Annotated in this window: 10 protein-coding genes; 4 read left to right on the top strand and 6 right to left on the bottom strand. The window is 69.5% G+C overall.

The window, feature by feature from the left end:
• Positions 1-680: 680 nt before the first annotated feature.
• Together ABT294_RS13485 and ABT294_RS13480 are read left to right on the top strand one after the other, a co-directional pair.
• Entirely contained in the window at positions 681-977 is a 297-nt protein-coding gene (locus ABT294_RS13485) for a hypothetical protein (RefSeq protein WP_350805737.1), read from the top strand.
• A 407-nt stretch (positions 978-1,384) separates the two neighbouring features.
• Positions 1,385-1,783, top strand: coding sequence for a hypothetical protein (locus ABT294_RS13480; RefSeq protein ID WP_350805736.1), 399 nt, complete (start codon positions 1,385-1,387; stop codon positions 1,781-1,783).
• Positions 1,784-2,063: 280 nt separating this feature from the next.
• On the opposite strand, the gene ABT294_RS13475 is transcribed toward ABT294_RS13480, so the two are convergent.
• Positions 2,064-3,077, bottom strand: coding sequence for a coiled-coil domain-containing protein (locus tag ABT294_RS13475; RefSeq protein ID WP_350805735.1), 1,014 nt, complete (start codon positions 3,075-3,077; stop codon positions 2,064-2,066).
• Between the two features lie 109 nt (positions 3,078-3,186).
• On the bottom strand, positions 3,187-4,830 hold the full coding sequence (locus ABT294_RS13470; protein ID WP_350805734.1) for a serine/threonine-protein kinase: 1,644 nt from the start codon (positions 4,828-4,830) through the stop codon (positions 3,187-3,189).
• A 299-nt stretch (positions 4,831-5,129) separates the two neighbouring features.
• Between ABT294_RS13470 and ABT294_RS13465 the strand changes: the two genes are divergently transcribed.
• Positions 5,130-6,320 (top strand): alpha/beta hydrolase family protein, encoded by a 1,191-nt coding sequence (locus tag ABT294_RS13465; protein WP_350805733.1) that lies wholly within the window; start codon positions 5,130-5,132, stop codon positions 6,318-6,320.
• Positions 6,321-6,583: 263 nt separating this feature from the next.
• Positions 6,584-7,156 carry a hypothetical protein gene (locus tag ABT294_RS13460; protein WP_350805732.1) on the top strand — a complete coding sequence of 191 codons (573 nt, stop codon included), beginning with the start codon at positions 6,584-6,586 and terminating at the stop codon, positions 7,154-7,156.
• A gap of 35 nt (positions 7,157-7,191) precedes the next feature.
• Here ABT294_RS13460 and ABT294_RS13455 read toward each other — a convergent pair whose 3' ends face one another.
• The 4 genes from ABT294_RS13455 to ABT294_RS13440 all read right to left on the bottom strand — a co-directional run bounded on the left by ABT294_RS13455 (position 7,192) and on the right by ABT294_RS13440 (position 14,176).
• On the bottom strand, positions 7,192-8,253 hold the full coding sequence (locus tag ABT294_RS13455; RefSeq protein WP_350805731.1) for an FAD-dependent oxidoreductase: 1,062 nt from the start codon (positions 8,251-8,253) through the stop codon (positions 7,192-7,194).
• Between the two features lie 89 nt (positions 8,254-8,342).
• Positions 8,343-10,457, bottom strand: a complete 2,115-nt coding sequence (locus ABT294_RS13450; RefSeq protein ID WP_350805730.1) for a CBM35 domain-containing protein — start codon at positions 10,455-10,457, stop codon at positions 8,343-8,345.
• A 12-nt stretch (positions 10,458-10,469) separates the two neighbouring features.
• Positions 10,470-13,001, bottom strand: coding sequence for a carbohydrate-binding protein (locus tag ABT294_RS13445; RefSeq protein WP_350805729.1), 2,532 nt, complete (start codon positions 12,999-13,001; stop codon positions 10,470-10,472).
• Positions 12,998-14,176: a CBM35 domain-containing protein gene (locus ABT294_RS13440; RefSeq protein ID WP_350805728.1), complete on the bottom strand. Its 1,179-nt coding sequence runs from the start codon at positions 14,174-14,176 to the stop codon at positions 12,998-13,000. The genes ABT294_RS13445 and ABT294_RS13440 overlap by 4 nt, the downstream gene beginning before the upstream one ends.
• Positions 14,177-14,181 lie beyond the last annotated feature (5 nt).

The raw sequence follows: 14,181 nt of genomic DNA, 5'->3' as shown, positions 1-14,181 counted from the left end.
CAGCAGCACTCCCAGATCCTGGATCAACACTCCAAGACTCTGGATGAACACTCCAGGACCCTGGATCGGCACACTCAGATCCTGGATCAGCACTCGGAGAAGCTGGAGAGCCACTCCAGGATTCTCGACAGGCACACGCAGCTGTTCGAGGCCTTGTTCACACACTTCGATATCCCGCTCCCACCCGACCCCATGAACAGCAACTGAGAGCAGCCATGATCGAGCCCCCCAGCGAGCCCGCCGGGGGGCTAAAGCCGGTTCACAGCCGCTCGTTGATCGCGGCGACACAGGGCGCGGCTACGTAGCAGATGGTGAGTTTGTCGAAGCGGGCACCCCCGACTCGGTGGCGGTTGAGCCGGTTGAGCCGGATTCCCCGGCTTGGCGTTGCTTGTACACCTTGGGGCCGAAGGTCGGCGACCGTCCGCTCTTCGACCCTTCTTCCGTTCAGGACCGCGGTGAACTGCGGACGGCCCCCTTTTTGTGACCTGCACCCGGGCCCCTGATAATCCCCCCGGGGAAGAAACACGCTGGGTGCCGGTGTAAAGAACACCACCCTGACCACGAACGATGACCGCCAAGAAGGTGCGCTTTCTACCACGGTGTGCTCACACAGTCAGGACCCGGCCATCACAGCGTGCCGGGCCCCTTCCCATCTGCGCAAAGGTAGCAAGTAGCAATGCGTGGACCTGGAGGCACAGATCCTCCAGTTGCTGGCACGCCTGCGTACGCTCAAAGCGGCACAGCGCTCCCGCCACGACATCACCACGATCACGACCGGCATGACCCAGGTGAAGGCCGACATCGCCGACCTGCGGACCGAGATGAGACAAGACCTCGCCGCTCTCGGTGACGAGTTGGCAGCCCTTCGACGGCACATCAACGAGCACTTCACGTCCAACCGACCACGGTGCTGCAAAGACCCGGCCACCACCACAGCACACCGATCGGCCCACGACCCAGACCCGATCGCTCACTGAACCCGCACAAGGCTCAGCCTGAGCCCCGCTGGCTCAGGCCGAGCCCGACGCTTTCGAAACACGCCCTTGGACAACACGGAACAGCCCGAAGACCCTCTACCGGCGACCGTACGGGCCCCGGCACATCGCGCCACGGCGCACATTCACCCGCACCCGGTGCCACGTCCGTCGACGAGCTCCCGTTTCGGCACAGCCGCAGCAGGCCCGAGACCCTGGGGGGACGTGCCTGGTATCCCGTCTTCCCAGCCGCCAGCGCAAGAGGGTTTGCACGGAGTAGAAGAAAACCGTACCCGGGCTTCAGGCGACGATGGCCAGGACCATTGACTGCCTGCGAGCATCTGCTCACAGAAGGTGGGCCCGGCCGTCAGGGCGCGGGCCTTCTCCAGCTACCGCAAAGGTAGGGGCACGTGGACGTAGAAGCGGAGATCATCGATCTGAAACTCCGTGTGAAGGATCTCGAAGCGGCAACGCACCCCGGTCGCACCACGTTCGATGACCATGGGCAGCGATGCGCACACGCGAACCTGCTGACAGAGATCTGCATGCGCATGGAGACCATGCAGGCCGCGATCACAGGGGCAACGGTCGACGTCGCCCAGGCGAGGGCGGAGCTCACAGACGCCCAGTCCGGCACGGACCAGAAGTTCGCGGCCCTCGGCATCGAGATCGCAAACCTTCGATCACAGACCACCAGGCACCTCACATCCGTTCAGTCCGAGATCCAGCGGAGGCTCGACTTCCTCCGCTGCGAAATGATCGACCTGGATCTCAGGCTCGACCGGTTGCTGCACAAGGACGGCGCGTAGGAGCAGGCTTGAGCCCTCGATCCGCGTCGAGGGCTCAAGCCCGAAAGTCTTTGGCACCCGCCGATCGCCTTCCCAGGCGGCCACCACCGAGGGACCGCATGTTCTCGGCGTCAGCGTCGGTGCGCGTCACCGAACAGACAGTTGAGGCGCGCCCCCGGACGCCCATGAGCGATGAAGTCCGGCGGGACGTCGTGACGGAGTCGGTCGCTCAGGCGCTTCCTCGGTGAGCGGCTGGAGAGCATCACGCCCACGGGGCCCGCAGGCCGGCGTCGTCAGACCGTCAGTAGACCGAAATGTGCGGGTGGTCGAAGTGGTTGGCGGTGGTGCCGCCGCGGTCGGACATGGTGCGCCACGTTCCCGTCCTGGCGTGCCAGATCCGCTGGCGGTAGATGATGTACATGATGCCGAGCCGCTTGGAGTTCTTGATCGCCCATGCGGCGATCTCGTTGCCGCGCTCGACCTCCGCCGCCGACGGCAGCGATCCGCCGCGGCTCAGCATGAAGTCGCACGCCCGGCCGAGGGGGTGCTCGCCGCCGTCCTGGATGGTCCGGTAGCAACCGATCCCGAACGGGACCGCGAACCGCTCCTTGACCAACATTTTCACCAGGCGCATGCGCGGTGTGATGTTGTCGGAGCCGCCGGGAAGTTGCGGCACCCAGGTGCCGTCGGAGCGCCGCACGCCGGGGGCCTGGTAGAGCTGGTCGATCTTGTCCTTGATCTGGTCGATCAGCTTCTCGGCTTTCTCCTTGCGTTTGCCCAGGTCATCGACGAGGGCGGCGAGCTCGTCGGCGCGGGTCTTCGCCTCGTCCCGCGCCTGCTTGTGGTCGTCGCGCACCTGGGCGTAGCCGCGCAGCCTGGCGTCCTGCTGGTCGACGAGGTACTGGGAGAGCGCCAGCTTGCTCATCAGCGCGGTGGGGTCGTGCTCGTTGCCCAGTAGCGTCAGGCCTTCCTGCCCGCCGCGCATGTACTGGGTGACGGCCATCGCTCTGAGCTGGGTCGACTCGCGGTCGTAGACTTCCTGGGCGGCGGCCAGCTTCTCGCGGGCCGACTTTTCGGCCTTCTCCGCCTTCTGGTGGTTGATCCGCCCGTTGTAGTAGTCGGTGATGAGCTTGTCCGACTCTTTCTGCAGGGCGGCGAGCTCCTTCTTGAGCTGCTTCACGGTCGGCTTGGGTGCCGCCTGGCCCGCTGTGGCGGACGACACCGCCAGGAGCGTCGCTGCCGTGCCCGCGACCAGGGTCACGACGAGGGGTCGAAGCGGGCCGCGCCGCCTTCCGGCAGGGGACGCAACCGCCACGCTTCTCCTTAGCCTGTGCCGCAGGGCAGCCCGGTCAGGAGTCGATCAGGCCGGGGGCGCCCTCTTCCGAAGCTAGATAGTAGAGGATCAAGCCTTACCGCCTGCAAATTCACTTCATTTCGGTATCGCGGGGGCGGCGGGTCCTGCGGACCACGATCTGCCGTCCGAGCAGCACCGACCCGGGGACGACCACGAGGCCGAGCAGGCCCGTGCCGAGCCCGAGGCCGATGTCGGCGTCCAGGAGCCGGTCGCCCTTGCCGCTGAGCACGGGCACGTCCAGCGAGACCTTCACCGAGACCGACAGCAGCGGTCTGCTGGTCCTGCTGGGCGGGGGCGTGCCGGGGTCCGGCGGCCTCGTGGCGGGCGGGGTGCTCGCGGGCGGCTGCGTGGCGGGCGGTCTCGTCTCGGATCGCGTGGGCTCCGGCCTGGTGGGCTCGGGCGTAGGTCGCGTGGTGGGTCTTCTCGTGGGGGCGCGAGTGGGGGGCCGAGTGGGGGCCCGGGTGGGTTCGCGGGTGGGTTCGCGGGTGCGCGTCGGCAGCGGCCTGGTCTCGGCCGGGTCCGGGGCCCGCGTGGTCGGGGGCAGGACCTCGAAGCTGGGCGGCGGCGCCGTCTCGTACGGGCTGGGCGCCGCGGTGAAGGTGGCGGGCGGGGACATGCTGACGGTCGGCTCCGGCGTCCGGGTCGCGGGCGGCGGCGACGCCGGGACGTCCGTCGCCGGCGGCGGGGACGTCGCCGGGTGCAGCGCGTCGACGTTGTCGGCCGGGTCCTGCCAGATCACGAACGCCGTGGCCACCGCGGCGGCCGTCGCCAGCACCAGCCCGCCCGTGAGCGCCAGCTTGGACGTCGGCGCGAACGTCGTCTGGAACAGGCTCGTACCGGTCTCCGGCACCGGCTTGGCCATCGGCAGCAGCATGGTGAACGGCAGGGTCAGGGAGCCGAGCGCGAGCCGTCCCCGCGTCTCCCAGTCGTCGCCGTGGACGGCGGCGGCGGTCTCCTCCAGCTCGGCCAGGAACGCCTCGGCCGACTCGGGGCGTCCGGCGGGGTCCTTGGCCAGGCCGTGCTCGACGAGCTGCCGCAGCGGCTCGTCGATGTCCTCCAGCGGGGGCGAGGCGTGCTGGTGCTGGTAGGCGAGGGCGGCGACGTTCTCGCCGGCGAACGGGCGGCGCCCGGTGAGGCACTCGAAGAACACCACGGCCGCCGCGTAGACGTCGGTGGCGGGGCTGGCGGGGGCGTCCGCCCACTGCTCGGGCGCCATGTACGAGGGGGTGCCGACGAGCGGCGCGGTCTCCCCCGAGTGGGCGGCGACGCCGAAGTCGACGAGCCGGCTCTGGCCGTCGGGGGTGACGATCACGTTCTCCGGCTTGAAGTCGCGGTGCACCACGCCGTTCCTGTGGGCCTCGGCCAGGCCGAGCAGCGCGCCCTTCAGCACGACCAGCGCGGCCTCGGCACCGGTCGCGCCCTCGCGTTCCAGCAGCCGCCGCAGGGTGACGCCGTCGACCAGCTCCATCACGATGACGGCGTCGCCGTCGCCCTCGACGTACTCGAGCAGGCGGGCCGTGTGCGGGCTGTCGAGGTCCTTGATGACCAGCGCTTCCGCGCGGAACCTGTTGACGAACCGCTCGTCCTGGCGTAACTGCGCTGACAGGTGCTTGATCGCGACGTGCGAACCGTCGGAGTCCCGTACGGCGAGCATCACCCGGCCTGTCCCGCCGTGGCCGAGCTCCCGGACCTCGGTGTAACCGGGAACGTCCATAGACGGGGACCTCCGAATAGCCAGACAAAGATCCTTATATCCGGAACCTAACGCGAAGTAACGCCGCGTGTCGAGATCTATCCCACAGTTACCGGCGTCCCTGCCGAAACGATATTTTTACTACGTTCCATAGTAGAGAGCGCCGCTCTCCGAAAGCCGATCCGCAGACGCCCCGAAGCCGCCGCAGGACCGTTTCCCGCCCGCCGCGCCACCGACGACGTTTACAGCGTATACATCGCCGTGTACGGTGTAAACGTGAAGGCGACTTTCCAGGTCCGCGCACGGCGGGAGGATTCCGCATGACGCCCGAGCTCCAGCGAACGGCCGGCAAACCGGTGACCGCACCCCCTCGAACAGGCCAGCGCCGCGGACGCTGGAAACGGAGAGCGTGGATCGCCGCAGCCGCGGTCCTGGTCGTCCTGCTCGGCGGGACGGGCTACGGCGCGTGGTTCGGCAGCGACCAGGCGATCAAGGTCCAGCACTGGGGAGCAGGCGAGGCGATGGTCCTCGGCGCCCAGAGCGGCACCGTGACGCTGACGGACTCGCCGGACACCCGCAAGCCCGGGACGTACTGGCTGGAGTGGGGCGGCGCCAACACCATGCTGGGCGAGGTCGTGACCCGCACCCCCGGTCGTGTGACGCGCAGGATGCTCGGCGGCGCCACCCCGTCCGTCGGCACGCCCGGCAGCGTCACCGCCGTTCCCCCCGGTGACCCCAAGGTCGCGTGGGGGCTGGCCTACTCCGAGGTCATGGTCCCGACGGAGCTCGGCCCCGCCCCTGCCTGGTACGTCCCCGGCGACGCCCAGACCTGGGTGATCGCCGTCCACGGCCAGAACGGACGGCGCAAAGCGGCGCAGAAGGTGCTCCCTGTCGTGCACCGGCTCGGCCTGCCGTTCCTCGACATCAGCTACCGCAACGACGAGGGCGCCCCGCCCTCGCCCGACGGACTCATCCACCTGGCCGACTCCGAGTGGCGCGACCTGGAGGCCGCCGTCCGCACGGCGCAGGGCATGGGCGCGCGGCGCGTCGTCCTGTACGGCACCTCCTTGGGAGGCGTCATCGCCGGCCAGTTCCTGGTCAGGTCGCCGCTGGCGAACGTCGTCTCCGCAGTGATCATGGACGCGCCCCCGTACGACCTGGAACGGACCTCCGCGTGGAGCGCGAGACGGTTCCACCTGCCCGCCGTCGCCGCGTGGCTGGCCAATCGCGTCGCCGAATGGCGGACCGGGATCGACATGGGCCGGATCAACCTGCTCACCCATCCGCCCGCCGTGAAGCCGCCCCTGCTCCTGATCCACACCGACGCCGACGCCGAGGCCCCGGTGCAGGCGGCACGCGATCTCGCCGCCGCGGCCAGGCGCCTGGGGTGGAAGATCCAGTACGAGGAGTTCGCCGGCGGGGGCCACACCGAGGCGTGGAACGTGAACCGTCCGCGATACGACCGGCTGGTACGCGACTTCCTGGCACCGTGGAGTACGGCGTCCGCCTGACCGGCGTCCGGTGAACGGACACCGCGGACCCGGTCGGGCATTCCTGCGCGACGATCTCCCTGACGAGACACCGATCGAGTCAGGAGGCCGCTACCACCTCCTTTTGGTGATTTTTCGGCTGGAATCCTCAAGAGCCGTCAGATCATGACAAAGGACTCTCCAGATGCCCATGAGTACCGTTTCCTGACGTCCCACGCTGAGCAGGATGCGATCAAACAGGTACAGCCCGGACCAGGGCGGGGTTCAGTGAGGGATCAGCAGTCGTGAAGAACCTTTTGGGTGCCCTGGGGGCTGGAGTCGCCGTCGCGACGGCGACCGTGGCGGTGGCCCTGACGTCCCAGGCCGACACGTGCCCCCCGTCGACCGCCTGCCCGACGACGGTGATCTTCACCGTGACCGCGGGTGACGGGCTGCAGATCACCGTCCCCGGCGGCTCGGCGGACATCGGGAACGGCACGCCGGGCAGTCAGATCAGCGGGCAGCTCGGCTCGATCACCGTGACCGACCAGCGGACCGCGCTCACGGCCAGCTGGACGGCGACCGTGTGGGGCACCGACTTCACCACGGGCGGCGGGTCGGGTGCGGAGACCGTCCCGAACAGCGCGGTCAGCTACTGGTCGGGGCCCGCGACCGCCAAGACCGGCACCGGCACGTTCGTCCCCGGCCAGCCCACCGCCTCGGACGCCGAGACGCTGGACGGCTACTACACCGCGTTCAGCAAGATCTCGGGGTCCGGTGACAACTCGGCCACCTGGAACCCGACCATCGTGGTCGACGTCCCCACTCAGGCGGTGACCGGCACGTACACGGGCACGGTGAGCCACTCCGTCGCCTGACTCGCAGGCGACTGGGGTGCCCAAGCGGGCTCCGGTCAGGGGGTCGGGACGGGAGCGGCGGTCAGAAGCCGGCGGACCGCGCGCGCTGCTTCCCTGCCCGCCCGGTTCGCGCCGATCGTGCTGGCCGAGGGGCCGTAGCCGACCAGCTGGAGGCGGGGTTCGGCCAGGACCTGGGTGCCGTCCACCCTGATGCCGCCGCCCGGTTCACGCAGTCGCAGAGGGGCGAGGTGGTCGAGGGCGGACCGGAACCCGGTGGCCCAGATGATCGCGTCGGCGGCGAAGCGGCGGCCGTCCTGCCAGGTCACCGCGTCCGGTGTGATGCGGGAGAACATCGGCAGCCGCTCCAGCGCGCCCTTGGCCAGCGCCTCCCGGACGATCGGGGTGTAGCCCAGGCCCGTCACGGCGACCACGCTCTGCGGCGGCAGCCCGGCCCGCACCCGCTCCTCGACCATGGCGACCGCGTCCCTGCGGGCGTCCTCGCCGAAGTCGTCGTCCCTGAAGACGGGGGGACGGCGGGTCACCCACAGCGTGGCCGACGCGATCCCGGCGATCTCGGACAGCACGTGCGCGGCCGAGTTCCCGCCGCCCACCACTACCACGCGCAGGCCCGCGAACTCCTCGGGCCCGCGGTAGCCCGCGTAATGGAGTTGCCTGCCGCGGAAGTCGCCCGCGCCCGGGTAGTACGGCCAGTACGGACGCGTCCAGGTGCCGGTGGCGTTGACGACGGCCCGCGCCGCCCACTGCCCGGCGTCGGCCGTCACCAGGAGCCTCTCCCCTGCCCCGCGCGCCACCGCGCGGACCCGCACAGGACGCAGGACGGGCGCGCCCAGCTGCCGCTCGTAGTCCGCGTAGTACTCGGGCACCACCAGGGAGGCCGGCCGCGCACCGTCAGCGTCGGGCTCGCGGTGCACGCCGGGCAGGTCGAAGATGCCGTGCACCTTGTCCATGGTCAGCGACGGCGACCGGTGCCGCCACGCGCCGCCAGGACCGTCGCCCGCGTCGAGCACGACCGGGTCGAAGCCGAACCTGCGCAGGAAGTACGCGCTGGACAGTCCGGCCTGCCCGGCGCCGATGACCACGACGTCAGCTGATTCCACGCTCACCTGAAACCAGCGCGCCCCCCGCCCTCTTCCCGCCCTGTCGCGGAAGCCGGGGCGGGGGCACGTCGCGCAGCGGGCGGCTGTGGTCAGGAGAGGGAGATGCGGTCGAGGTTGGGGCCTCCGTTCGCGGTCGTGCCCGTCAGCCGGACGGTGTTGGCGCCCGCGTTGAGCGGGACGGTGACCGTCGCGTCCACCCAGGTGTCCCAGTTGGTCGTGGCCGGGAACGACCGGGCGGGCGCCACCACGGCGCCGTTGACCGTGACGTCCATCGGCCTGTCGACGGTGGTGCCGTTGGCGTACCTGATCGTGAGGGTCCTGGAGCCCGCCGCGGCGGCGGTGACGGTGAACTCGGCGTAGGAGCCGATCACGTTGTCGAAGTTGACGAACCCCGTCCCGGTGAAGCCCGCGTGGTTGGACTCCACGACGGCCTGCCCGAGTGTGGCGTCCTCCGCCTGGTACTCGGTGCCCGGCGGGGTCAGCGCCGAGACGTCGATGTAGTCGACGTTCGGCCCGCCGTTGACGGTGGTGGCCGTGGCCCGGATGGTGTTGGCCCCGGCGACGAGCGGCAGGGTGAGCGTGGAGGTCGCCCAGGTGTCCCAGGTGCCGGTGCCGTTGAAGTCGCGGGTCACGCCGGCGCCGTTCGCCTCGATGGTCATCGGGCGGTTGGTGGTGGTGCCGTTGGCGTACCGCAAGGTGACCGTGGCGTCGCCCGCCTGGGCGGCGTTGACGGCGAACTCGACGTACGAGCCCGTCACGTTGTCGTAGTTGACGAACCCGGTGCCGGAGAAGCCCGCGTGGTTGGACTCGACGGCGCCCTGCGAGATCGTCGCGTTCTCCGCCTCGTAGTGCGGGGTCGTGGCGGTGGGCCGGGCGCGGATGAGCCGAGTCTCGCCGGGGCGCAGGGTGGCGCTGTAGGAGGAGGCGACGCCCCCCTCCGACGCGCCGGACCAGAGGTTGGTGACGTCGGCCGGGCCGGTGAAGCCGACCTGCGACCAGGTGACGCTGACGGTGGAGTTGCCGGACGTCCCGGTGTTGTACAGCGCCACGATGTAGTCGCCGTTCGCCTCGCGCTTGCGCCACACCTGGTTGACGCCGCTGTTGACGATCCGCTGGGCCGCCACGCCGTCCTGGTCGACGGCGATGAGCCGGTCGTTGGTCAGCATCGCCAGGTCTGTGGACGTCAGCGCGGTCAGGTCGGTGCCGAGCAGCAGCGGGCTGGCGATCATAGCCCAGTGCGTCATGTGCGAGCGGCGCTGGTCGGCGGTGAGGCCCACCTGGTCGCCGTTGCCGACCTCCAGCGAGTCGTAGTCGTTCCACCCGCCGGGCCCGGCGTACTGCTGCCAGGACGCGGCCGAGTTGAACCGGCTGGACACGTGCGACCAGTCGGTCAGCGGGAAGCCGCTGCCGTTCGGCTCCGGCCCGCAGTAGCACTCGACGTCGCCCTGCGTGCGCCAGCTGTTGGCGAGCCGCTTCCACGTGGTGGCCTGGGCGATCGGCAGGTTGTTGGACAGCGCGAAGGTGATCGGCCTGCCGGTCTGGCGCAGCGCCTTGTCCCACGCTTCGACGTCGGCGACCGTCGTCGCGTCCACCCCGTCGATCTTGAGGTAGTCGACGCCCCACGAGGCCATCTGGTCGGCCCACGAGTTGATGAACGCCTGCGCGCCCGGGTGCGAGTACTTCAGCCGGTACATGTTCTTGCAGTTGTAGTTCTTGTGCGTCTGCGAGGTGTCGGCGATGTCCTGGGCGTGGTAGGACGTGCCCTCGATCGGCTTGTTGGCCGTGACGGCGTTCTTGGCGATGCCCGGTGTCACGTAGAAGCCGAACTTCAGGCCCTTGCCGTGGACGTAGTCGGCCAGCGCCTTGATCCCGCTGGGGAACTTGGCGGCGTCGACCGCCCAGCGGCCGAACCCGTCGACCTGGAAGCCGTTCGCGTCGCACTTCTGGTAGAAGTCGTCGAGGTTGATGTACACGTAGCCGTGGGCGGCCAGGCCGCTGCTGACCAGGGCGTCGGCCTGGGCCTTGATCTTGGTCTCGTCGGGCCAGCGCCGCACGAAGCTCCAGCTGCTCCAGCCCATCGCCGGTCTGATCGACAGGCCGTTGTCGGAGGCGTTCGCCGGCGTGGCCGTCGCCAGCGGGGCGGCCAGGGCCGTCGCGCCGAGCACCAGGGCCCCGAGCGCGGCCCGCCACGTTCCCACTTTCACGGGTGTCTCCTTCTAGCCGATGGTGATGCGGTCGAGGTTCGGCCCGCCGCCCGCCGTGGTGGCCGTGGCGCGGATGGTGTTGGAGCCCGAGTTGAGCGGCACCGTGATGGACTTGGTCGCCCAGGTGTCCCAGTTGGCGGTGGGGTCGAAGGCGAGCCCGGACGAGGCGACGGCGCCGTTGACCGTGATGTCCATGGGACGGTTGGCGGTGGTGCCGTTCGCGTAGCGCAGCGTGATCGTCTTCTGCCCGGCCGCCTGCGCGGTGACGGTGAACTCGACGTAGGAGCCGGTGACGTTGTCGTAGTTGACGAACCCGGTGCCGGTGAATCCGGTGTGGTTCGACTCGACGGCGCCCTGGGAGATCGTGGCGTCCTCGGCCTGGTAGTCGGTGCCGCCGGGTGTCATGTCCACGTCGATGTAGTCGAGGTTGGGGTTGCCGTTGGCGGTGGTGGCCGTCGCCCTGAGCGTGTTGGTCCCGGCGTTGACCGGGACGGTGAACGTGTCGCTCGCCCAGGTGTCCCAGCTACCGGTGCCCGCGTAGTCACGCGAGGCGAACACGGTCGTCCCGTTGACCATGATGGCCGAGGGCCGGTTGGCCGTGGTGCCGTTGGCGTAACGCAGCTTGACCGTCGCCGTGCCCGCAGACGCGGCCGGGAACGTCCACTCCAGGTACGAGCCCGCCACGTTGTCGCCGTTGACGTAGCCGGTGCCGCTGAAACCGGTGTGGGAGTTCTCGAAGACGCCCTGCGCGATGGTCGCGTCCTCCGCCTCGTACCGGCCGGGCGGCGGGTTGGTGCCCCCGCCTCCCGGGTACTGGCCGCCGACCCACGCCTCGTCGACCCGCCAGCGGGACACGCCGTGGTGGCCGGTCTTGGTGAGCCGGACGTAGCGGGCGGTGGTCGCGCTCAGGTCGATGAACTGGACGCCCCGCGCGTTGGGCACGGTGCCGGTCTTGACCGCGCTCCCCCAGGTCGACCCGTCGTTGCTGACGTGCACCTGGTAGCCGGAGATCCGCGCGGACCCGGACGACGGGTAGACGGTGGAGTCCTCCCGCTGGTTGAACGCCAGATACTGGACGCGCTTGGCCGAGCCCAGGTCGAAGGTGAGCGAGGCCGGTTCCGCGGCGTTGCTGTCCCAGTAGGTGAGGTAGTCGCCGTCGCCGGCCGCCGACGCGCCGTGGCCGCTGGTGGACGAGCCGGCCGACAGGGTGACGCCGGAGTAGATGCCCTGCCGTCCGTTGGAGATGACCTTGAAGACGGTGTCGTACGGGTCCCAGGTGGAGATCCCGCTCAACGTCAGCGTCCCGTTCGCCTGGGTGAACGTGATCGGCGCGCCGGTGCGCAGGTCGGTCACCGAGCTGATCGCGTAGCCGTTGTCGCGCAGCGACAGCGTGCTGCCGGACGGCGGTGTGATCACGTGGATGTAGTGCCGGTCGGGGTCGTTCTTGGCGATCGTGGTCACGCCGTGCGCGCCGTTGTTCCAGAACCCCGGCTTCAGCCCGCCGTGCATGTAGCCGCCGCCCTCGGTGCCGCCGAGCGACTCCCAGATCTGCTCCAGGTAGGTGTCGGCGAAGTTGTTGAAGTTCACCTGCTGGGTGGGGAACTTGCCGTTGACCATCGCGGTCTCGGCCATCAGCGCCTTGACCGACGACCCGGCGTTGGTGATGAGCCGTCCCAGGGTGAGTTTGCGGTCGACGGCCTCGTCGGACCCGCCGTACCACCAGGGGCCGCCGGTGGGGAGCTTGAAGTCGGCCTCGATCAGCCGGGGCAGCGCCGTGTAGACCGCCTGCGGGTAGTCGTACGACGGCGTCATGCCGGTCTTCTGCTCGTTGCTGATCATGTCCATGATCGGCGTGTCTTCGTTGTTGTTCGAGAGCGTCATGTCGGGACGCTGCTGGTAGATCTTGGCGTAGAGGTTGTTGCGCTCCCAGTAGGCGTTGTCGTTGTCGATCCAGAACCCGGCCAGCTTGGGGTAGCGCTGCATCTGCTCGAAGAACTGCAGGTAGCTGAACTCGCCGAAGCCGTCGCGGGTGGTCAGGTCCACGCTGTGGCCGACGTAGCTGGAGAAGGCCGAGGAGTTGAGCCAGTCGCCGGAGCTGAGCCCCTCGTTGTGCCACTGCGGGTCGTCGGTCATGTAGTTGATGACCTTCAGCCCCTGCGCGTCGGCGGCGTCGATCAGCTCGCCGAGGAAGTCCCGCGTGGTGCGGCAGGAGCCGGGGATCGCCGACGGGTATGGCCTGGCGTAGCCGAGCCTGCTGTGGAAGGTGGCCAGCACGATGTACTGGGCGTGCAGCTTCTTGGCCTCGTTCACCCAGTACGTCGGCGTCCAGCCGCCGTTGGTGACGTCGGCCTCCCAGGCGCTGCAGCTGGTGTGCTGCGGCGAGGTGCGCTCACCCCAGTGCAGGAAGAGCCCGGCGATGGAGTTGCGCAGGAAGGCCTGGCGCGGGGCCTGCAGGTCGGCCCGCGCGGGGCTGACGGGGAGCAGGCCGAGCAGGAGCGCGAGCACGGCGAGGACCGCCGTCCGCGAGACACGGGACGGTCTCACTGCAGGACCTCCAGGTAGTCGAGGTTCGGGCAGCCGTTGGCGGTGGCGCCGGTGACGCGGATCGTGTTCGCGCCCGCCACGAGGGTGGCGCTGAGGTTCTTGGACGCCCAGGTGGTCCAGGCGCCCGTGCCGGCGAAACTCACGCCGGACGCGACGACCGTCCCGTTGACGGAGATGTCCATGGGCCGGTCGGCCGTGGTGCCGTTGGCGTAGCGGAGGGTCAGCGTCGCGGGCCCGGCGCTCGCGGCGTTGTGCGTCCACTGGACGTAGCAGCCGGCCACGTTGTCGGTGTTGACGAAGCCGGTGCCGGAGAACCCGGCGTGGTTGGACTCGACCACGCCCTGCGAGATCGTCGCGTTCTCCGCCTCCAGCCGGGTGGCGACCGCCTGCACCTGCTTGTAGGCGCGCATGTTGGTGAGGAGCAGGTAGCAGTTCTGCAGCGACCCGGACGTGTCGCCGAGCGAGCGGTAGATGCCCCACTTGGGGCGGACCCGGTCGCCGAGGAAGGTGTCGCCGGTCTTGGTCGCGTCGACGAGCGTGGTGCCGCCCTTGCGTAGCACCCAGCGGACCGAGCCCGCGCCGCCGTCGCCGATCTTGATCTCGTACTCGGCGTCGATCCAGGTGTTCTGCAGCGGCTCCAGGTCGGTCCGGCCGACCAGGATGTCCGACTGGAAGATCTTGTGCTCGATGGTCTGCACGCCGTTCACCCGGCGCAGCGAGGTGACGGTGATCGGGTTGGTGCCCATGCCGGGCATCTTGGTCTGGCTGATGTGGGTGAAGGTGGTGGTCGCCTTGAGCGAGGACGGGATGAACATCGAGTAGGTGACGCGCCAGGTCTCGCCGTTCAGCCACTGCAGGTAGCCGCTCGGGGTGCGGTTGCCGGTCACCTCCTGCCGCTGCCGGTCGGTCATCGAGTCGCGGTCGACCGTGTGCATGGTGAAGCGGAAGTTGTCGCCTTCGGGGAAGATGTGCGGCTGGCCGGCGGGGTGTGAGTCGGCCCGGTCGTCCTCGATGGTCTCGAACGCGTTGAGGCCGTCGACCGAGGCTTCGGGGGCCCACATCAGCTTCCAGGCGACGGCGGCAGAGGTAGCTGCTGAGGCGGGACGGGCGGGCAGGTAGGGGGTGAGGAGCGCGGCGCCGAAGAGGGTTCCCAGCTGGCGGCGGGTCAGTTCCATGGCTT

It is taken from the genome of Nonomuraea sp. NPDC000554 (genome assembly GCF_040300065.1).
Lineage (GTDB): Bacteria > Actinomycetota > Actinomycetes > Streptosporangiales > Streptosporangiaceae > Nonomuraea.
This window is presented reverse-complemented; position numbering and strand designations above follow the sequence as displayed.

What these genes read in the sequence shown, in the direction of transcription:
- ABT294_RS13470 (WP_350805734.1), bottom strand. Translation starts at nt 4,830, where the DNA reads ATGGACGTTCCCGGTTACACCGAGGTCCGGGAGCTCGGCCACGGCGGG.
- ABT294_RS13465 (WP_350805733.1), top strand. Translation starts at nt 5,130, where the DNA reads ATGACGCCCGAGCTCCAGCGAACGGCCGGCAAACCGGTGACCGCACCC.
- ABT294_RS13440 (WP_350805728.1), bottom strand. Translation starts at nt 14,176, where the DNA reads ATGGAACTGACCCGCCGCCAGCTGGGAACCCTCTTCGGCGCCGCGCTC.